Here is a 17936-nt window from a genome sequence, read left to right on the forward strand (position 1 = left end):
CGCGCATCATATTGAGCTAATTCAGCCTCGAAATAATCACTCTTCCCCGTAGATTAGGCTCCGCAATCACTTGATAAGGGAGCCATCCAATGAACTGCCTCGCCACCACCGGACCCGCAACCCGCGTAGGCGCCCAGATCTTCGCGCAAACCGGGAAGAGCGAAAACGCTTTCGCGACGAATGCCGTCATCGAAACGATCCTGAGCCGCAGCGCCGCCAAGTACTACGATCCCGCTGCCACCCTGAGCGACGACCAAATCCGCGACCTGGTGCGTATCGGCACGTCCGCGCCAACCTCCTTCCACCTGCAGAACTGGCGCTTCATCGCCGTACGCTCGCCGGAAGCCAAGGCACGGCTGCGCCCGATCGCCTGGAATCAGCCGGCGATCACCGATGCGGCCGTGACCTTCATCATCATCGGCAGGCTGGCCGATGCCAGCACCGTCCCAGCCTGCCTGGCGCCCGTGGTGGAAGCCGGCATCATGCCGGCGCACCTGGTGCCGGAGTGGGAGATCCCCGCTCGCGGTCTGTATGACGATCAGCCGCAGCGCCAGCGCGACGAGGCGGTACGCTCCGCGACCTTCGGCACCGCGGCGATCATCTACACGGCCCGGTCGCTGGGCATGGGTTCGACACCGATGATCGGTTTCGACGCCGAGGCGGTGCACCGCGAGTTCGGCCTGGCCGAAGACGAAGTGCCGGTCATGCTGCTGACCGTCGGGCCGGAGCGAGCCGGCAACTGGCCGCAGAAGCCGCGCATGCCGGTGGCCGATGTCCTGGACTTTGCATAATCCCCAGCAACTCCAGATCTTACGGAGACAAGGATGGCAAGAACTGCCGCTCTCGCGGAAGGCGCCGCGCCAATGGCTGATTGCGTGAGAGATCGAAGACCTTCCACGCCCGTAAATTACCCCGAACCAACAAATGTCTGAGGAGACAATTCCCATGAAAGCGATCGTAGTGACGGACCAGGCTGCAGGAACGGCCGGGATGAAGGTGGTGCAGCGGCCCGAGCCGCAGGCGGCGATAAACGATGTCGTCGTCGAGATCCATGCGTCGGGGTTCGTCCCGACCGAGCTGACGTGGCCCTCGACCTGGACCGATCGCGTCGATCGCGACCGGACGCCATCGATCCCCGGGCACGAGCTGGCCGGGGTGGTCACCGCCCTGGGCTACGGTACGACGGGACTGTCGGTGGGCCAGCGGGTGTTCGGCCTCGCCGACTGGTATCGCGACGGCACCCTGGCGGAGTATATCGCCATCGAGGCCCGCAACCTCGCGCCATTGCCGGGCGATGTCGACTTCACGGTGGGCGCTAGCCTGCCGATCTCGGGCCTGACCGCGTGGCAGGGACTGTTTCAGCACGGCCGCCTTCAGGCGGGGCAGAGCGTCCTTGCGCATGGCGCGGCCGGCGCCGTCGGGTCGATGGTGACGCAGCTCGCACGAGAGGCCGGCGCCTACGTCATTGGCACCGGACGCTCTGCCGACCGCCAGAAGGCGCTCGACTTCGGCGCAAACGAATTCGTCGACCTCGAGAACGACGCCCTCGAAGACGTGCGCGGCGTCGATCTGGTGTTCGATGTCATCGGCGGCGACATCCAGAAGCGGTCCGCGGCGCTGATCCGAGCCGGAGGCACGATGGTGACTGTCGTCGGCCCGGCCGAGGCGAGGCCCGTGGATGGCCTGGCGGTCGACTTCGTCGTCGAAGCCGATCGTGCCCAGCTGAGCGAGATCGTCCAGCGGGTGCGGGACGGACGGCTGCGGACGAACATCGGCAAAGTCGCGCCCCTCAACGAGGCGATCGCCGCCTTCAACTCGATCGAGCGACGCGCGGGGAAAACGGTCATCCGAGTTCGTCCGTGAGGACTTGGGGGAGAGAGGGCGGTTCCTCTCTCCTCGATTTCGTCCAGACGGGCGGCCCCGGATAGGTTGCGAGCAGCGATATCTCATGTCGGCCCCGCCGGTTTCGGTGTCGCATTCTGTTGGCCCGCCGACCGCCGACCGGCAGACATACCCAGAATGTTGATTTCGAGGCGGGACGAACATGTTCGTCCCGCTATTCGAGATACGGCGCCAGTACATCTTCGATCCATTTCATGAATGCGCGGACGCGGCGCGAGAGATTGCCGCGATGCGCTACGACGAAGGACACGGGAATCGCCCGGCGACGCAAATCGGGCATGATCTCCACCAGCGCTCCACTCTTCAAGTATTGGCCAATCCCCAGAAGCGGCGCTTGAATCAGGCCAAGGCCGGCGACGGCAGCAGCGTCGTAGGTCTGCGCGCTGTTGACGTGTAGCGCGCCTGGCAACTGAAGCGTCGCGTAGCCGTCGCCGTCCGGATATTCCCATCCATGCGGTCTCGCGCCCAGCATCGTCGAAAAATGAATTGTCCGATGTTCCTGGCGCTGGAGGTCGTCCAGCGACCGAGGGACGCCATAGCGCGCCAGATAAGCGGGACTGGCGGCGTTGACCATGCGCAACAGGCCCAACGGGCGGGCAATCAGCGTCTCGTCTCCGATGGGACCAAGTCGCAAGACGCAGTCAAACCCCTCTTGAACCAGATCGACTTGCCGGTCGGTACTCGACACCTCCAGCTCCAACTCGGGGTGAGCCGCCATGAACTCCGGCAAGGCCGGCACGATCGTCGTGCGCGCCACTTCGGTCGGAAGATCGACCCGTAAGCGCCCGCGAAGCGCCACGCGATCGCCGGCGAACATCGAGTGCAGATCATCGACTTCAGCCAGCAGATCGCGGGCACGGGCATGAAACGCGCGCCCGTCCTCCGTCAGGCGCACGCTGCGCGTCGTGCGGTGCAGGAGCCTGGCACCGACGTCTTCTTCCAGCTTCCGGACCGCCGTCGAGGCCCTCCCCTTCTGGATGCCCAGGCTATCGGCCGCGCGGGTGAAGCTGCCCATTTCCGCTACCGTTATGAAAATGAGGACGTGCTCGAGATTCTGCATTTTCGTACCTCTATTGTTTTTTATAAAGAGAACAGTTGGTTCATTTTCTCAGTGTTTATCACACTCAGGAGGCACAGTAAGTTTCGGATATGGGATCTCCCCATCGGAGAACGAGAAGTGTCCGAAACCATGAACCCGCGTCAGGCAGCAGAAACCGTGACCTTGCATCGCGCCCTGTGGGCCGGCCGGATCATGAGCGCGCTTGTCGTTATCGCTCTGGTGGCAGACGGCACCATCCAGCTTCTCGCGCCGGCACAAATCGCGAGCATGTTGCAGGAAACCGGGTTCACGATGGACCTGACCCGTGTCGTGGGGCCGATCATACTCGCCTGCGCCATTCTTTACGCCATTCCGGCCACCGCCGTCCTCGGCGCGATCCTGGTGACGGGCTTTCTGGGCGGTGCCATCTGCGCCCACGTCCGCATTGGTGAGTTGGGATCGCCGCCGGAGATCATTTCCCTGTTTCTGGGCGCGCTGGCGTGGGGCGGCCTCTATCTGCGCGATCCCCGAGTCCGGGCCATTCTACCGCTCATCCATTGAACCAACCGGGGCAGTGCCCTGTCCCTCGACATCAGGAGAAAACACATGTTTCTAGTACTGGGAATCACGGGAAAAGTTGGCGGCGCAACGGCAGAACATCTGTTGGCGCACCGCAAGGATGTACGCGCGCTCGTCCGCAATCGCGAGAAGGCGGCCAACTGGGCGAACAAGGGCGTGGAGCTGGTGGAGGGCGATTGGAATGATCCGGCAGCCATCGAGCAAGCGCTCGGAGGCGTCGAAGGCGCGTTCGTCATGTTGCCCCCTGTCTGGGCGCCCTCGCCCGATTACAAGGAAGCAAAGGGCGTGATTGCAAACTATGTCGAGGCGCTTACCAAGGCAGCGCCGCCGCGCGTGGTTGCGCTTTCGTCGATGGGCGCGAACCGAACCAGCGGGCACGGGGTGATCACGGCCCTGTCGCTTCTGGAGCAAGGTCTTCGCGACCTGAAATCGCCAATCGCATTTGTGCGCGCCGGCGGGTTCTTCGAAAACTTCCTCTACGGCTTGCAGGTCGCGCAGGGCGGAACGCTACCGGTCTACTACAATCCGACAAACCGGACATCGACCATGGTCGCGACGAACGACATCGGCGCGGAGGTCGCAACCCTTTTGACCGGGCCGGCGTGGTCAGGGCAGCGCGTCATCGAGGTTGGTTCGATGGTCACCGCCGATGACGTCGCGGGGCAGTTGGGTGAGGTCCTCAATCGCGACGTGAAAGCCTTTGCAATCCCGCGTGCAGGGTGGGCGGAAGCCTTCGAGCAATTCGGCATCCCCAAGGGCCGCTCCGGACCTGCCGAAGAAATGTTCGAGGCCGTGAACGCGGGATGGATGGACCTCGGCGCCGCGAGTACGGAGCACGTAGCCGGTACGACGTCCGCACGAGATGTGTTCGAGGCTGCACAGAACGCCGCCAAGGCGTAAGTCCGGGAGAGACGGAGACTTCCCGCTTCTGCGTTAGACAACGCGCGGGAAGTGCTCAACTGTGAAAAGAAACGCGAAGCAGCTCGGAAGCGGATGTGGCAGGCGAAAACAAGACATGCCGGTTGGCGCGCTTACGAGCGCCCGAACGTCTATGAATGGCAGGCGCGCTGATCGATCCGCTGCCGGTGCTCTATTATTCTTCCTCGAGCCCCCTCTACGGGGGGGCGGTGAAGGAGTGAGGGCTGAGGTCGGTGCCCTCCAGGCTTGAGGTCGGCGCAAGGCGAATGCGCGTTTGTTGGACGGCTGCTATGCGCCTCTTTCCCGCCATTCAGCAAACTTCAAACGTTCCCGAAAGTGGTCGTTTTCGTCTGCGTTCATGGCGGCAGAGATGTGAGCCGGATCCGAGCGGATCATCGATCTTCATTGCCTTCCCGATTGGCGCTTGGTTTGAGTGGCACGGGAAGACGCTATCTCGCAAGACCCTGAATGCCGGAACTCCGAGCCGAGATAGGTAAGTCGACAGCCAATTGACGTAAATATCTTGCCCTGCGACTCTAGAAACGACTGAGCATGTTCTCTGATGGCGTATTCGCCGTTCTCATCACCGTGCTGGTGCTGGAGTTGAGACCACCCGGTCAGCCGACTTTCGTTGCATTGCTATCCCTGTGGCGACGTGGCTGAGTTACGCCGTGAGTTACATCTTAATCGCCATCGTCTGGGCCAATCACCACTACCTCATGCGCTACGCTCGCGAGACGACACCGCACCTCATGTGGTTCAATTTCGCGCATTTGTTTTCGATCTCACTGCTCCGCTATCCACTGCTTGGATGGCGGTGAGCGAACTCGAGCCGCAGCCCGTAGCCTTTTACGCAGCCGCCTTCTCTCTGGTGAATGCAACCTACATCGGGCTAATCTGGGAGCTGCTCGATCGGCGAAGCAGCGTCAAGATTTCGCCCAAAGTACGCAGGCTCATGCGCGTCCGATCCTTTACGACCTTGGCCCTCTTCGGCGTGGCTGCAATGATTGCGCTGAAGTACCCCCTTGCGGGCTTGGGTCTCTGCATCTGCTGTCTGCTCGGCTATTTGAATCCCGAACCGCCAATGGCTGAAACGCGGCGAAACTGACAAAAGTAGGCCTAACTCCGCAGCGTTTTTGCGATTTCACAGCGCTGCTCGCGCATCACACATCAGGGTGTCCCCGTTCCTGCAGCACCCAAGTGTTGCCATCTGGATCCGAGAAGCCCGCGAAGCTGGCATAGTCTCGGTGGTTGGGGTCGAAACCTGGGGCGAACGCCCCACCCCAGCCGTCGATCGGAGCCTTGTGCTTGAGTTCGCTGACTTCCACTCCGCGTTCGAGCAACCGGCTTCGCGCAGTCTCAATATCCGTAACGACAAGATAGATGTTGCGAAGCGACCCTGCGGGCGCGTCCGTAACGCCTTTGCCGAATTGTATTGAGCAGTGGGAGCCAGGCGGCGTGAGCTGGACCACACGGAAGGTGGTGTTCGGCGCATAGTCGACATCGAGCGCAAAGCCGACCCGGTCCACATAAAACCGGAGCGCACGATCGATATCGCTTATCGGCAGTGTGACAACCTCAAGCGATAATGTTCCGAACGCGGCTGTGCCAGACTTCATAGTCCGTCCCCTTCGATTAGCTTACAAATCGATGACTAGATCACGGGTCGGTTGCGAGCAGCAAATGAGAAGGTTGCCGTCGGCCGGCCTTTCAAGCGGTTCAGGCTCATAGGCGATCGCGCCTGATATCAACCCACTTTCGCAGTTGTGACAAACACCGGTTCGGCATGACCACCGGGAGGGAACGTCACAGGCCTCTGCCAGCTCCAGAATGCTCCGGTACACTGAAGGGTTCCAATGGGCGGCTACACCACTTCGAGCGAAGGAGACCAGCGGACCGGCATCGGTGTCGCCTTCCGGCAGATGTGGCGCGCGCCGCTCGCTGGCAACAACACCGGGGTTCAGCGGCTCGCTCCCGTTGAAGATCTCGATACGAACGCGATCCGGGGCGACGCCCGATGCAGCTAGCGCCTCTTTCATGTCTGCCATGAAGTCGACAGGTCCGCAGAGATAGACGTCGGCGTCCTGCGGGATACTGACACTATTGAAGACCAATGATGATAGGTGGCCGGTTGCATCAAAATCGACGCCGAGTCTGTCGACCGGGTCTGGCCTGCTATAGCAGACATAACTGCGACCATGGGGGAGACTGGCCATCAGACGGCGGACTTCGGCTGCAAAAGGATGGTGCCGTCTGTCGCGAGCCGCGTATAGCCAGAGGACCTGCCGCGTGTCCCGGGCTGCCGCCAGCGCGTATAGTATTGCCAGAAGAGGTGTCGCGCCGATGCCTGCGCTGAGCAGTACCACGGGACTCTGCCCAGGCTGCAATGTAAAGCTTCCGCGCGGCGAGCTTACGTCGACAAGATCGCCTATCCGCACATGATCCCGCAGAAAAAGGCCGGCCGTCCCGTGCGGTTCGATCTTGACGCTGATTCTGTAGCGCTCTTCCGAGAGTGGGCCCGAGAGCGAGTAGCTGCGAAATAGCGCAGCACTGGAACGGGTCGGGCGAAGGCGCAGCACGATATATTGACCAGGTAGAGCGGGCGGGAGCGGCTTTCCATCGGGATGCCGCATCGACAGAGAGACGACGTCCACGGACTCCTGCTCTAGATCAGCCACCGCGAGCGGCTGAAATCCGGGAGCAGCAGGGTGTAACGCGGCTGGCGGAGCGAGCCCGGCATTGCCGCTCTCTACGCCGGTCGATTGGCTGCGCAGCAAAGCCTCAAAAGAACCCCGCCATCCTGGCGAAAGCGCTTTGATCCGCGCCGCGCGCTCCAATTCGACGCGGGGATGTTCCGGTGAATAAAGCAGTGCATTCAGCTCAGCGACGGTTACCCGTTCATTCGCTTCGCCCACCTTGAGGATTTCGTCGCCCGCTCCTACCTCGCCTTCTTGCAGAACTCGGAAGTAGAATCCTGGCCGGCCGCTGGAAGTCAGCAATGCCGGCATTCGGGGCTCGTCCATGCGGATGCCAACCCGGTAGCATGTGACGCGAGGTTGAGTGACCTCGAAAAGCGCGCCTCCAATACGAAATCGATCTCCGATGCAAACTGCATCGTCTGGCAAGCCCTCGACCGTGAAGTTTTCGCCGAACTGACCATAGACGAAGTCGGTCCTGTTCAGGTGCTTCTGCCAGTAGCGATATGATGCGATTTGATAGACGAAGACGGCCCGCTGCTCGCCCCCGTGCCCGGCGAGGTCGCCCTGACCGTCACCGTCCAAATTCAATCGGCCAACGCGACAACGTCCGGCTACCGGGTTTTTGAAAATGCCGGTGTATACGGTGCGGTCATTCCAAGAGATGTTGCGCGGAAGCCCCACGTTCACGGACAATAGTCGCGCCATGCTCCGCTCCGTTTAATCGCGACCGGTAGCTAGCCGCCGGCAATCATTTCGGGGCCTCCACCAGGTGCCCGCTCCAACTCGGCCACATCGAGATTTCGATCAGGACCGTGAGGGACGACCGTCTGGCCAGGCTCGAGATGAAGCTGAACGTCGTCGAGGAAGACCGAAACTATGTCCGGCTCAAACGACACAAGGTTGGCAATGCGGCGGACTTCGGGATAGGCGTCGGTGTAGGACCATGCCGCCTGACGAGCGTCGCCAATAGAATAATAGCTGCAGAGCCCTTTGTAGGGACAGAACGTCTGAAGCTTTACCGCTGTGAGGGAGGACTCGTAGATGTCATCACGAGGGACATACCAGCGTGGAGCGAACCCGGATTCGTACAGGCCCAATGGATGCCTGGTATCCGCAACGACGCGGTCGTTGTAGCGGACCACGAGGTGACGAGAACTCTGTCGAATATCTATGCGATGGTATGGGTCGGCAGCATGACCCAGGATTCGTTCGTCTTCTTCATAGAAGGCATCCATGGCGCGCCATGCGAACGCCAATCGTCCCTGGAGTTCTGTTGCATGGGCAGGGAGGTTCGTGTGTTGCCACGCTCCTCTGGCCGCCACGTGTTGCTCGCCTACCCGGACAGTGTACCATGAAGTAGACCCAAGATCAGGATGTTGGGTGATCTGCTCTGTCCGCTCCAACACATGTGCTGAAATGTCGGACTCCGGAAAATAAGCTACCGGGTAGCGGGCGGGTTCAAACAGTAGGAGAACGTCGTCGCTTTCGGCAACCCAAACCCCGCCAAACAATACGCGCATGCGCCGGCGCAGCCGTTCCACATATAACATTCTCTTGGGCAACGCTTCGGGGACGAGAAACCGACCGATGGCTCCCGTCGAGAGAGGACCTTGTTGCCAAGACAGTCCCACTGCTCAGTTCCCGATATCGCGGCAGAGCCGCAAATAGCTATTTGCAACGTAAGTCCGAGAAATTGGTTCCACCACCGATCGCAAACTTCCAGAGCGGCTCGCGCGCTCGGAAATTCGCACCCACTTCGCGGAAGACGGCTAGGCGACTGCAAGCCGGCTGAGGGACGGCCGTTCGCACGCTATATGGGTCGATCAAATCGGCGCGGCGCAGCAGCAATCGGCCATTCAACCACCCCAGCGATTGTCCACTTTGGCAGGCGCATTGCCTATAACCTGCCAGTCCGCTTTCGGCCCCGAAATGCGACATTCACACTCGTCTCGGCAACCGCACCTTCCCGCCCCGCGCTCCCCTCACGCGGTCTTCTGCGTCACCAGCCCCAGTTCCTCGACCATCGCCTGGCGCATCAGGAATTTCTGCGGCTTGCCGGTCACCGTCATCGGCAATTCGGCGCGGAAGCGGATGTGGCGCGGAACCTTGTAATGCGCGATCTGGCCGGCGCAGAAGGCCTTGATCTCCTGCTCGGTGGCGATCTGGCCGGGCTTGAGCACAATCCAGGCGCAGAGCTCCTCGCCGTATTTGGCGTCGGGAATGCCGAACACCTGCACCTCCCTGATCTTGGGGTGCCGGTAGAGGAACTCCTCGACCTCGCGCGGATAGACGTTCTCGCCGCCGCGGATGACCATGTCCTTGACCCGGCCGACGATGTTGCAATAGCCCTCGGCATCGATCGTGGCGAGGTCGCCCGTATGCATCCAGCCGTCGGCATCGATCGCCTCGCGGGTCTTGTCCTCGTCGTCCCAATAGCCCTTCATCACGGAATAGCCGCGTGTGCAGAGTTCGCCCGGCGCACCGACGGCAACGGTTGCGCCATCGGCATCGACGGCCTTGACCTCGACATGGGGATGAACGCGCCCGACAGTCGAGACGCGTTTTTCCAAGGGGTCGTCGACGCTGCTCTGGAAGGAGACCGGGCTGGTCTCGGTCATGCCGTAGGCGATGGTCACTTCGGACATATGCATCAGCGACACCACCTTCTTCATCACCTCGATCGGGCATGGCGAGCCGGCCATGATGCCGGTGCGCAGGCTGGACAGGTCGAAGGCGGCGAAATCGGGATGGTCGAGCAGGCCGACGAACATGGTCGGCACGCCGTAGAGGCCGGTGCAGCGTTCCTGCGCCACGGCGTTCAGTGTCGCGCCGGCATCGAAGCCCTCGCCGGGAAAGACCATGGTCGCGCCCTTGGTGACGCAGCCCATCGTGCCCATCGACATGCCAAAGCAATGGTAGAGCGGCACGGGAATGCAGAGCCGGTCGTCCACCGTCAACTTGATCGCCGAGGTGACGAAATTGCCGTTGTTGACGATGTTCAGGTGGGTCAGCGTCGCGCCCTTGGGTGCGCCCGTGGTGCCGCTGGTGAACTGGATGTTGATGGCGTCGTCCGGCTTCAGCCCCTCGGAGATGCGGTCGAGGCTGTCATGCTCGTCGCGCCCCGCCATCGCCAGCACATCGGCGAAATTGAACATGCCGGGCGAGTTCTCCTCGCCCATGCGGATGACGATCCGGAGCGCGGGCAGTTTCTGTGCCCTGAGCTTGCCGGGTGTCGCCATCGCGATCTCCGGCGCCAGCGTCTCGATCATGCCGAGATAATCCGAGGTCTTGAAGCTGGCCGCGGTGACCAGAGCCTTGCAGCCGACCTTGTTCAGCGCATAGTCCAGCTCGGTGAGCCGGTAGGCGGGGTTAATGTTGACCAGGATCAGGCCGATGCGGGCGGTGGCGAATTGCGTCACCAGCCATTCCCAGCGGTTGGGTGACCAGATGCCGACGCGATCGCCCTTTTCGAGCCCCAGCGCCAGGAAACCGGCGGCCAGCGCATCCACCGTGTCGGAAAGCTCGCTCCAGGTGAAGCGCTTATCCTGGCCGACGAAGACGGCGGCATCGAGCGTGCCGTATTTGCCGGCCGTGTCGGAGAACAGTGCGGGAATGGTCTTGTCGAGCAGCGGCACGCCACGCTCGCCCGAGACATGCGCCCTGCCGTCGACGGGCGCGACAAAGACGCTGCCGGCGTACGCGCCGCGTCCGCGCAGATTGGTGGCGTTCTTCAGCTCGTCGAGATTGACCGGCATCGCTCTCTCCTCCCAGGACATCCGAGCCTATCAGCCTGCCGCGATGGTGGAAATCCCGCCGAAGGTAGGGCCAAGGCTTCGAAGACGGGCCGCACCGCCTTCCACGGTCATAAGAATGGCAGGGTCGTGAGAATGGCGCAGAAACGAAAAACCCGCCTCGAAGGGCGGGGGCACAAATCATCACCATAGCGATATTTGTAGCATAGTGGCCGGCACAAAGCAAGAACAAAATTGTCCGCCGCTAGGCACGACGATCGCCGAGGCATGCTGGACAGGCTATCCCTTCACCGAGGCCATGCTGGCCGCTATGTCGCGCAGCATCGCCTCGTCGGCCGTGGAACGCGTCTTTCGCGACGCGACGAGACACGCTTGCGACCGCAGCACGACGCCGTCGGCCAGCACCTTGAGATGGTTGGCGCGCAGCGTCGAGCCGGTGGTGGTGATGTCGACGATGACATCGGCAAGGCCGGCCGCCGGCGCGCCTTCGGTGGCGCCCAGGCTCTCGACGATGCGATAGACCTGGATGCCGTGCTTCTGCGAGAAGAATTGCTGGGTCAGCCGCCAGTATTTGGTGGCGATCCTGAGCCGCCTTCCGTGACGCTGGCGGAAATCGGCGGCGACATCATCGAGGTCGGCCATGGTCTCGACGTCGAGCCAGATGTCGGGCACGGCCACCACGACATCGGCATGGCCGAAGCCGAGACGGGCGACGATTTCGGCGCGCGCCTCCCAGTCGGCGAGGTTCTCGCGCACGAGGTCCTCGCCGGTGATGCCGAGATCGACGGCACCTTGCCCGATCTCGCCCGATATTTCGGAGGCGGACAGAAAAACGACCTCGACATTGTCCATGCCTTCGACGCGGGCGTGATATTTGCGCTCGTCACCGGGCAGGCTGATGGCGAGGCCGGCTTTCGCCAGCACCTCCAGCGCCTGCTCCTTCAACCGGCCCTTGGACGGGATCGCCAGCGTGATCATGGCGCGCGCTCCCGCAATGCCTCGATGCGGTCGAGCCAGACCGAGAAGCCGACGCCGGGGATCGGCGTCTTGGCGCCGAGCAGCGTCAGCAGCCGGTCGTAGCGGCCGCCGCCGGCCAGCGGCCTTTCACCATCTTGCGCCGCGATCTCGAAGACGAGGCCGGTGTAATAATCGAGCGGGCGGCCGAAGGCCGCGTCATAGCGGATCTTTTGCGCCGGCAGGCCATTCGCCTCGACGGCCTTGGCGCGCGCCGCGAACTTTTCCAGCGCGGCTCCCAGCGAAAGCCCGGCGGCACCGGCAAAACTCTCGAGCGCCTGGGCCGCGCCATCGAGCGGCACGTCGATCGCCAGAAAGGTCTTCAGCGCCGCGAAGGCTTCGTTGGACAGCCGCACGCTGCGCAGTTCTGCCTTTTCGATCAGCCGCCGCGCGATATCGGCCGGCGCGCGTCCGGCCGAAGCCGACAGGCCGGCCTGTTCCATGCCGCCGGCTATATGCGCGGAGAGACCGTCCAGATCGCCGTCGAGCACGAGTGCCGCGACCGGGCCGGAGAGCTGGCTGTTGCGCGGCGGATTGGCGAGATCGGCAAGGGCTGCCTCCAGCATCGTCGCCGAGCCGAAGGCGCGGGCGAGCCGCATGCGCCAGCCGCGCGGCAGGCCGAGAGCCGCCAGCACCGCCTCGAAGATGGCCTGGTCGCCGAGCGTGATCGCCAGCGGCTGGCCCGGCAGCGCCAGCGACAGCAGTGCATGCGCGTCGGCCACCGAACGGGCATCGGCAGCGGCCGTGTCGCGGTCGCCGAGATCCTCGATGCCGGCCTGGAAGAACTCGTTGCCGCCTTCGCGGCGCTGGCGGAACACTTCGCCCAGATAGGAGTAGCGACGCGGCGTACCGGCCTGGCTGGCGATATGATCGAGGCAGACGGGAATGGTGAATTCCGGCCGTAGGCAGAGCGTCTGCCCGGTCTCGCTCTCGGTCAGGAAAATGCGGCGGCGCAAATCCTCGCCGGCCATGTCGAGGAAGGGATCGGCCGGCTGCAGCACGGCGACCTCCACCGCATGCGTGTCGCGGGTCGCGAACAGGCCGGCGATGTCGGCCGCGATGGCGGGATAGCGGGAGGTCACAGAGCGCATGGGCGCGAGGCACCCCCCTCTGTCCTGCCGGACATCTCCCCCGCAAGGGGGGAGATCGGCAGCTTCGAGCGCAGCGCCTTTTCTGCCACGACGGAGATTGGCGAAAGCATACGCGACATCCAATCTCCCCCCTTGCGGGGGAGATGGCCGGCAGGCCAGAGGGGGGTGCTCAAGCGCCACCCTTCGCGCGGTCGGCTGCCTGCGCCGCCAGGATCTTCTTCACCTGCGCCACCAGCTCGCTTTCCGCCACCGTGACCTGTGCCGGGCGGGCGGCGCGCCATTCGGCATTATCCGTGATCTCGGCCGACAGGCGCGCGCCTTCGATCAGGTCCTTGATCTGCAATTCGCCCTTGGCGCGCTCGTCGCCGCCCTGGATGATCGCGACCGGACAGCCGCGACGGTCGGCATATTTGAGCTGCGCCTTCATGCCTGCGCCGCCGAGATACATTTCCGAGCGGATGCCTGCGGCGCGCAGTTCGCTGACCATCTTCTGGTAGCGGCCGAGGCTTTCGGTGTCCCTGTCCATGACCAGCACGACGACCGGCGCAATCACGTCGGTGCTGTCGAGCTTGCCGAGGTTCTTCAGCGCCGTCATCAGCCTGGAAACGCCGATGGAAAAACCGGTCGCCGGCACCGGCTCGCCGCGGAAGCGCGACACCAGCCCGTCATAGCGCCCGCCGCCGCCGACCGAACCGAAGCGCACGATCTGGCCATCCTCGTTGGGAATCTCGGCCAGGAGCTCGGCCTCGAAGACCGGGCCGGTGTAATATTCGAGACCACGCACGACGGAGCGGTCCATGGCGACGCGATCTTCGCCGTATCCCGCCGCCCTGACCAGGGCCTCGATGGTCGCGAGTTCGCCAACGCCCTCCTGGTAGACGGCGTTCGCACCGACGCTGGCATCCTGGCCGGCCTGCGCGTTTCGCGCCGTCGCCAGAAGAACCGCCTCGGCTTGCGTATCATTCAGCCCGGCGCCTTTGGCGAAGTCGCCCTCGCCTTCCTTGCCGCCGTCCCAGCGCCCTGGTCCCAAGAGAAGCCGCACGCCTTCCGGCCCGAGCTTGTCGAGCTTGTCGATCGCCCGCAGCACGGTCAGCCGACGACTCGTATTCCCTTCACCTCCGAGGCCGATCGCCTCGAGCACGCCGTCCAGCACCTTGCGGTTGTTGACGCGGATGACGTAGTCGCCGCGCTTGATACCGAGCGCTTCCATCACATCGGCCATCATCATCGCCATCTCGGCGTCGGCCGCGACGCCCGGCGTGCCGATCGTGTCGGCGTCGAACTGCATGAACTGGCGGAAGCGGCCGGGACCGGGCTTCTCGTTGCGGAACACCCAGCCGGAACGGTAGCTGCGATAGGGTTTTGGCAGGCGCTCGAAATTCTCGGCGACGAAACGCGCCGTCGGCGCGGTCAGGTCGTAGCGCAGCGACAGCCACTGGTCGTCGTCGTCCTGGAAGGAGAACACGCCTTCGTTCGGCCGGTCCTGGTCGGGCAGGAATTTTCCGAGCGCATCGGTGTATTCGATCAGGGGCTGGTCGGCGGGCTCGAAACCGTAGAGTTCGTAGACCGAGCGGATCGTCGCCATCATCTTCTCGACGGCGCGGATATCTTCGGCGCTGCGGTCGGCAAAACCGCGCGGCAGCCGCGCTTTCGTCTTTTCCGATTTGTCGGCCATGGATTCGCCCGGTGTTTCGTGTTGCTGAAAACTCAACAGCGTTGCGATTTTCGCAACGGGCGTGTCCTAACCGAACAGGTCCTACCGGGCAAGGCCGGCGGCAGGCGCTGTCTCCATGCATGCGAGAAGGCACGCGGGCGTTCGCCGAAACAAAAACGCACCGAAAATGAAACAATCCCGCCATCGGCGCGGCATCGTGCCGACATAATCGAGGCCGATACAGCGCACCGCAATGGAGGGGTTCGGGACATGATGAGCGCGGTGGAATTTCACGACAACAGGGATGCGGGCGACATGCCGGCACGCCTGCGCGCCGCAGATGTCCATGCTCCCAGCATGATCGGCCAGCCGGCCGGACCGTTCGAGGTACACGCCGATACCGGACCTTCCCTGCGCGACGCATTGGTGACCGGCCTGCTGGTGATCTATCCAACCGTCGCCACCGTGGTCGCGATCGTCGCCGGCCTGTTCCTGGGTAGTGCCAACGGCGCCTGAGGCTATTTCGGCCGTTTGAAAGCCTTCCGCTCCTTCTCGACCTCCTTGCGGCACACACACCCCTGGAGATGATCGTTGACCAGACCCATCGCCTGCATGAAGGCGTAGACCGTGGTCGGGCCGACGAAGGTCCAGCCGCGCTTCTTCAGATCCTTGGAAATGCGGATCGAGACCGCCGTGGTCGGATTGGCGCGCAGATGGGCGAGGTCGACGACCTGCGGCCGTTCCTCCCTGCCGGGTTCGAACTTCCAGAACCAGGCAGCGAGCGAGCCGAATTCATCGGCCATTTCGCGGGCGCGTTTGGCGTTGTTGATGGTCGAGACGATCTTGCCGCGATGGCGGATGATGCCGGCATCGCCGAGCAGGCGCTCGACGTCCTTGTCGGTGAAGGCGGCGACCTTGTCGAAATCGAATCCGGCGAAAGCGGCGCGAAAATTCTCGCGCTTGCGCAGGATGGTCAGCCAGGACAGGCCCGACTGGAAGCCTTCGAGACAGATCTTCTCGAACAGCCGGCGGTCGTCCGCCACCGGGCGGCCCCATTCATGGTCATGATAATGCAGGTAGTCGGGCAGATTGCCGTGCCAGAAGCAGCGCGCGACACCGTCGGGTCCGGCGAGAAGGCCGGTTTTTTCCTTGTCCATGGCGAGAATTCCATTCGTTAACGCGCTGGTTGCGCTGCTTTACCTTGGCTTTACCAGATTCCTGAACGCGGCGGTAACCACACCGAAAGGTTTACCGACAGTTCCGCATTTTACACATTCCGATTCATGTTTCGGTTGCTGTTCCCGCGCCAATGATCGCTGAACCGGGAGGTCGTTTCCACCCGGTTTGTCAGACGATCAAGGTGCTTTCCCGATGAAGAGAGTTTTGTTTCCCGTGCTCGGCGCCGTGGCTGCGTTTGCCGCAGGCGTCACACCTTCCACGGCCGGAGACCGCTATGCCGACAGACCGCCGGTGATGGTGAGCCCCGACCTTTCGGCCCCCTGGGTGCTGCAGCTTGGCCAAGCGCCGGGGATCGTGCGGCAGAACCGGCAGGTCGCGCAGCAGCCGCGCCCGCGTTATGCGCAGCCCGACCGCGTGCAGACGGCAGCCGTGCCGGCCCCGGCCAAGCGCATGGTCGCGCGCCCGCAGATCAATCCGATCTACCTGCCGCAGGAAGTCGCCTATGACGGCTCCCAGAAGCCGGGCACCATCGTCATCGATACGACCCAGAACTTCCTCTATCTGGTCGAAAAGAACGGCAAGGCGCGGCGCTATGGCGTCGGCACCGGCAAGCCGGGCTTCGAATGGTCGGGCACGCACAAGATCACCAACAAGCGGGTCTGGCCGGACTGGCGCCCGCCGGCCGCGATGATCAAGCGCGAGGCCGCCAAGGGGCGCTACCTGCCAACCTACCTGGCCGGCGGCATGGAGAACCCGCTCGGTGCGCGCGCGCTCTATCTCGGCAGTACGGAATATCGCATCCACGGCACCAACCAGCCCTGGACCATCGGCGGCGCCGTGTCGTCGGGCTGCATCCGCATGCGCAACGAGGATGTCGTCGACCTTTATGAACGGGTCGATGTCGGAACCACTGTCGAGGTGATATAATAGTTGCTGCGAATCACCCGATCCGGAAGCGCAGCGCTTCCCGGGATCGGAAGGAATAACGGGGGACGGGCCGTATGGGGATGCGGCCGGTCAGAAAGGGCGGCACGGGAAACCGTGCTGCCCTTTCCGTTTCGGACGAAGCACTGCCGCGCCCGCACGTCGCGCAAAAGGCATGACGGTTCGCATTCGTGCTGCCATTGCCGCTGTTCTTTTGCTATGGCAAGGCAACGCTTACGCCAGAAGAGTCCGATCATGTCACTGTCCGACGACAGCCGCTATCTCAAGGGCGGCCCGGTTGCCCGGCGCATCATCGCCGCCGTGCGCGAGGATGCGGCGATCGCAAGGGCCGAAGGGTTCCCGCCCAAACTGGTGTCGATCACCGTCGGCGATACGGCGGCGGTGGATGTCTATGTACGAAACCAGCGCGCCAAGGCAGAGCTGGCGGACATCGATTTCGACGAACGGCGCTTTCCCGCCACCATCACCGCGGGCGAACTGGAAGCGGCGATCCACGGCCTGAACGCCGATCCGCGCGTTACCGGCATCATCATCCAGCGGCCGGTGCCGGCACATATCCCGATCAGGACGTTGCAGGCGGCGGTGCATCCGCTGAAGGACGTCGAAGGCATGCATCCGGCCTCGATCGGCAACATCGTCTACAACCAGCTCGATCTGGCGCCCTGCACGGCGGCCGCCTCGGTCGAGTTGCTCAAGGAAACCGGCCTCGACCTCAAGGGCCTGGAAGTGGTGATGGTCGGCCACTCCGAGATCGTCGGCAAGCCGATCGCCTTCCTCTTGATGAGCGAAGGCGCGACGGTCACGGTCTGCCACCACATGACGCGCTCGGTCGCCGCGCACGCGCGCCGCGCCGATGCGCTGTTCGTCGCCGTCGGCAAGCCGCGCCTGATCAAGGCCGACATGGTAAAGCCGGGTGCGGCCGTCATCGACATCGGCATCAATTCCGAGACGCTGCCGGACGGTTCCACCCGTATCGTCGGCGACGTCGACACCGACAGCGTGAAGGACGTGGCCTCCTGGATCACTCCGGTGCCGGGCGGCGTCGGTCCGATCACCGTTGCGATCCTGCTGCGCAACACGATGGTGGCGCTCAGCCGCCAGCGCGCGCTCTACGAGGCGACCTACGGCACGATCGACAGGCTGGCGGCCGAATAACGCCGGGGC

The 17936-nt window shown here is 63.3% G+C and carries 17 protein-coding genes and 1 pseudogene; 9 read left to right on the forward strand and 9 right to left on the reverse strand.

Going from position 1 to position 17936, the window contains the following annotated elements; translation table 11 throughout:
- Positions 1 to 89: 89 nt before the first annotated feature.
- Both FJ953_RS08735 and FJ953_RS08740 read left to right on the forward strand, forming a co-directional pair.
- Positions 90 to 791 (forward strand): nitroreductase family protein, encoded by a 702-nt coding sequence (locus FJ953_RS08735; protein WP_246674753.1) that lies wholly within the window; start codon positions 90 to 92, stop codon positions 789 to 791.
- Positions 792 to 945: 154 nt separating this feature from the next.
- A complete protein-coding gene (locus FJ953_RS08740) occupies positions 946 to 1863 on the forward strand; it encodes an NADP-dependent oxidoreductase (RefSeq protein WP_140623958.1) in 918 nt (305 codons plus the stop codon).
- Between the two features lie 193 nt (positions 1864 to 2056).
- Here FJ953_RS08740 and FJ953_RS08745 read toward each other — a convergent pair whose 3' ends face one another.
- Entirely contained in the window at positions 2057 to 2962 is a 906-nt protein-coding gene (locus FJ953_RS08745; protein ID WP_140623960.1) for a LysR family transcriptional regulator, read from the reverse strand.
- A 117-nt stretch (positions 2963 to 3079) separates the two neighbouring features.
- Here FJ953_RS08745 and FJ953_RS08750 point away from each other — a divergent pair, with 117 nt between their 5' ends.
- From FJ953_RS08750 to FJ953_RS30815, 4 genes and pseudogenes are all read left to right on the forward strand, one after another.
- Positions 3080 to 3502: a DoxX family protein gene (locus FJ953_RS08750; RefSeq protein WP_140623962.1), complete on the forward strand. Its 423-nt coding sequence runs from the start codon at positions 3080 to 3082 to the stop codon at positions 3500 to 3502.
- Between the two features lie 45 nt (positions 3503 to 3547).
- A complete protein-coding gene (locus FJ953_RS08755; protein WP_140623964.1) occupies positions 3548 to 4420 on the forward strand; it encodes an NmrA family NAD(P)-binding protein in 873 nt (290 codons plus the stop codon).
- Between the two features lie 570 nt (positions 4421 to 4990).
- Positions 4991 to 5259 (forward strand): annotated as a pseudogene (locus tag FJ953_RS30810) (TMEM175 family protein).
- Entirely contained in the window at positions 5256 to 5546 is a 291-nt protein-coding gene (locus tag FJ953_RS30815; RefSeq protein ID WP_224684699.1) for a hypothetical protein, read from the forward strand. The pseudogene FJ953_RS30810 and the gene FJ953_RS30815 overlap by 4 nt, the downstream one beginning before the upstream one ends.
- 55 nt (positions 5547 to 5601) lie before the next feature.
- Here the strand turns inward: FJ953_RS30815 and FJ953_RS08765 are convergent, their stop codons facing one another.
- The 7 genes from FJ953_RS08765 to hisS all read right to left on the reverse strand — a co-directional run bounded on the left by FJ953_RS08765 (position 5602) and on the right by hisS (position 14669).
- A complete protein-coding gene (locus FJ953_RS08765) occupies positions 5602 to 6057 on the reverse strand; it encodes a VOC family protein (RefSeq protein ID WP_140623965.1) in 456 nt (151 codons plus the stop codon).
- A gap of 21 nt (positions 6058 to 6078) precedes the next feature.
- Positions 6079 to 7842, reverse strand: coding sequence for an MOSC and FAD-binding oxidoreductase domain-containing protein (locus tag FJ953_RS08770; RefSeq protein ID WP_140498357.1), 1764 nt, complete (start codon positions 7840 to 7842; stop codon positions 6079 to 6081).
- Positions 7843 to 7871: 29 nt separating this feature from the next.
- Entirely contained in the window at positions 7872 to 8687 is an 816-nt protein-coding gene (locus FJ953_RS08775) for a DUF427 domain-containing protein (protein ID WP_246672715.1), read from the reverse strand.
- 432 nt (positions 8688 to 9119) lie between these two features.
- Positions 9120 to 10892, reverse strand: a complete 1773-nt coding sequence (locus FJ953_RS08780) for an AMP-binding protein (protein WP_140623969.1) — start codon at positions 10890 to 10892, stop codon at positions 9120 to 9122.
- Positions 10893 to 11168: 276 nt separating this feature from the next.
- Positions 11169 to 11867 (reverse strand): ATP phosphoribosyltransferase, encoded by a 699-nt coding sequence (gene hisG / locus FJ953_RS08785; protein WP_140560410.1) that lies wholly within the window; start codon positions 11865 to 11867, stop codon positions 11169 to 11171.
- Entirely contained in the window at positions 11864 to 12985 is a 1122-nt protein-coding gene (locus FJ953_RS08790; protein ID WP_140560501.1) for an ATP phosphoribosyltransferase regulatory subunit, read from the reverse strand. Before FJ953_RS08790 ends, hisG begins: the two co-directional genes overlap by 4 nt.
- A gap of 178 nt (positions 12986 to 13163) precedes the next feature.
- Positions 13164 to 14669: a histidine--tRNA ligase gene (gene hisS, locus FJ953_RS08795; protein WP_140560409.1), complete on the reverse strand. Its 1506-nt coding sequence runs from the start codon at positions 14667 to 14669 to the stop codon at positions 13164 to 13166.
- Positions 14670 to 14918: 249 nt separating this feature from the next.
- Between hisS and FJ953_RS08800 the strand changes: the two genes are divergently transcribed.
- The gene (locus tag FJ953_RS08800; RefSeq protein WP_140560408.1) at positions 14919 to 15164 is read left to right on the forward strand and encodes a hypothetical protein; all 246 of its coding nucleotides are present in this window, start codon (positions 14919 to 14921) and stop codon (positions 15162 to 15164) included.
- Positions 15165 to 15166: 2 nt separating this feature from the next.
- Here FJ953_RS08800 and FJ953_RS08805 read toward each other — a convergent pair whose 3' ends face one another.
- The gene (locus FJ953_RS08805) at positions 15167 to 15805 is read right to left on the reverse strand and encodes a DNA-3-methyladenine glycosylase I (RefSeq protein WP_140560407.1); all 639 of its coding nucleotides are present in this window, start codon (positions 15803 to 15805) and stop codon (positions 15167 to 15169) included.
- Positions 15806 to 16019: 214 nt separating this feature from the next.
- Here FJ953_RS08805 and FJ953_RS08810 point away from each other — a divergent pair, with 214 nt between their 5' ends.
- Together FJ953_RS08810 and FJ953_RS08815 are read left to right on the forward strand one after the other, a co-directional pair.
- Entirely contained in the window at positions 16020 to 16754 is a 735-nt protein-coding gene (locus FJ953_RS08810) for a L,D-transpeptidase (RefSeq protein WP_140560406.1), read from the forward strand.
- Between the two features lie 252 nt (positions 16755 to 17006).
- Positions 17007 to 17927 (forward strand): bifunctional 5,10-methylenetetrahydrofolate dehydrogenase/5,10-methenyltetrahydrofolate cyclohydrolase, encoded by a 921-nt coding sequence (locus FJ953_RS08815; RefSeq protein WP_140498366.1) that lies wholly within the window; start codon positions 17007 to 17009, stop codon positions 17925 to 17927.
- The last annotated feature ends 9 nt before the right edge of the window (positions 17928 to 17936 follow it).

The organism is Mesorhizobium sp. B2-3-6, from assembly GCF_006442305.1.
In the GTDB taxonomy this organism is placed as follows: Bacteria; Pseudomonadota; Alphaproteobacteria; order Rhizobiales; family Rhizobiaceae; genus Mesorhizobium.

What these genes read in the sequence shown, in the direction of transcription:
- FJ953_RS08735 (WP_246674753.1), top strand. Translation starts at nt 90, where the DNA reads ATGAACTGCCTCGCCACCACCGGACCCGCAACCCGCGTAGGCGCCCAG.
- FJ953_RS08740 (WP_140623958.1), top strand. Translation starts at nt 946, where the DNA reads ATGAAAGCGATCGTAGTGACGGACCAGGCTGCAGGAACGGCCGGGATG.
- FJ953_RS08745 (WP_140623960.1), bottom strand. Translation starts at nt 2,962, where the DNA reads ATGCAGAATCTCGAGCACGTCCTCATTTTCATAACGGTAGCGGAAATG.
- FJ953_RS08755 (WP_140623964.1), top strand. Translation starts at nt 3,548, where the DNA reads ATGTTTCTAGTACTGGGAATCACGGGAAAAGTTGGCGGCGCAACGGCA.
- FJ953_RS08765 (WP_140623965.1), bottom strand. Translation starts at nt 6,057, where the DNA reads ATGAAGTCTGGCACAGCCGCGTTCGGAACATTATCGCTTGAGGTTGTC.
- FJ953_RS08770 (WP_140498357.1), bottom strand. Translation starts at nt 7,842, where the DNA reads ATGGCGCGACTATTGTCCGTGAACGTGGGGCTTCCGCGCAACATCTCT.
- FJ953_RS08775 (WP_246672715.1), bottom strand. Translation starts at nt 8,687, where the DNA reads ATGTTATATGTGGAACGGCTGCGCCGGCGCATGCGCGTATTGTTTGGC.
- FJ953_RS08780 (WP_140623969.1), bottom strand. Translation starts at nt 10,892, where the DNA reads ATGCCGGTCAATCTCGACGAGCTGAAGAACGCCACCAATCTGCGCGGA.
- hisG (WP_140560410.1), bottom strand. Translation starts at nt 11,867, where the DNA reads ATGATCACGCTGGCGATCCCGTCCAAGGGCCGGTTGAAGGAGCAGGCG.
- hisS (WP_140560409.1), bottom strand. Translation starts at nt 14,669, where the DNA reads ATGGCCGACAAATCGGAAAAGACGAAAGCGCGGCTGCCGCGCGGTTTT.
- FJ953_RS08800 (WP_140560408.1), top strand. Translation starts at nt 14,919, where the DNA reads ATGATGAGCGCGGTGGAATTTCACGACAACAGGGATGCGGGCGACATG.
- FJ953_RS08805 (WP_140560407.1), bottom strand. Translation starts at nt 15,805, where the DNA reads ATGGACAAGGAAAAAACCGGCCTTCTCGCCGGACCCGACGGTGTCGCG.
- FJ953_RS08810 (WP_140560406.1), top strand. Translation starts at nt 16,020, where the DNA reads ATGAAGAGAGTTTTGTTTCCCGTGCTCGGCGCCGTGGCTGCGTTTGCC.
- FJ953_RS08815 (WP_140498366.1), top strand. Translation starts at nt 17,007, where the DNA reads ATGTCACTGTCCGACGACAGCCGCTATCTCAAGGGCGGCCCGGTTGCC.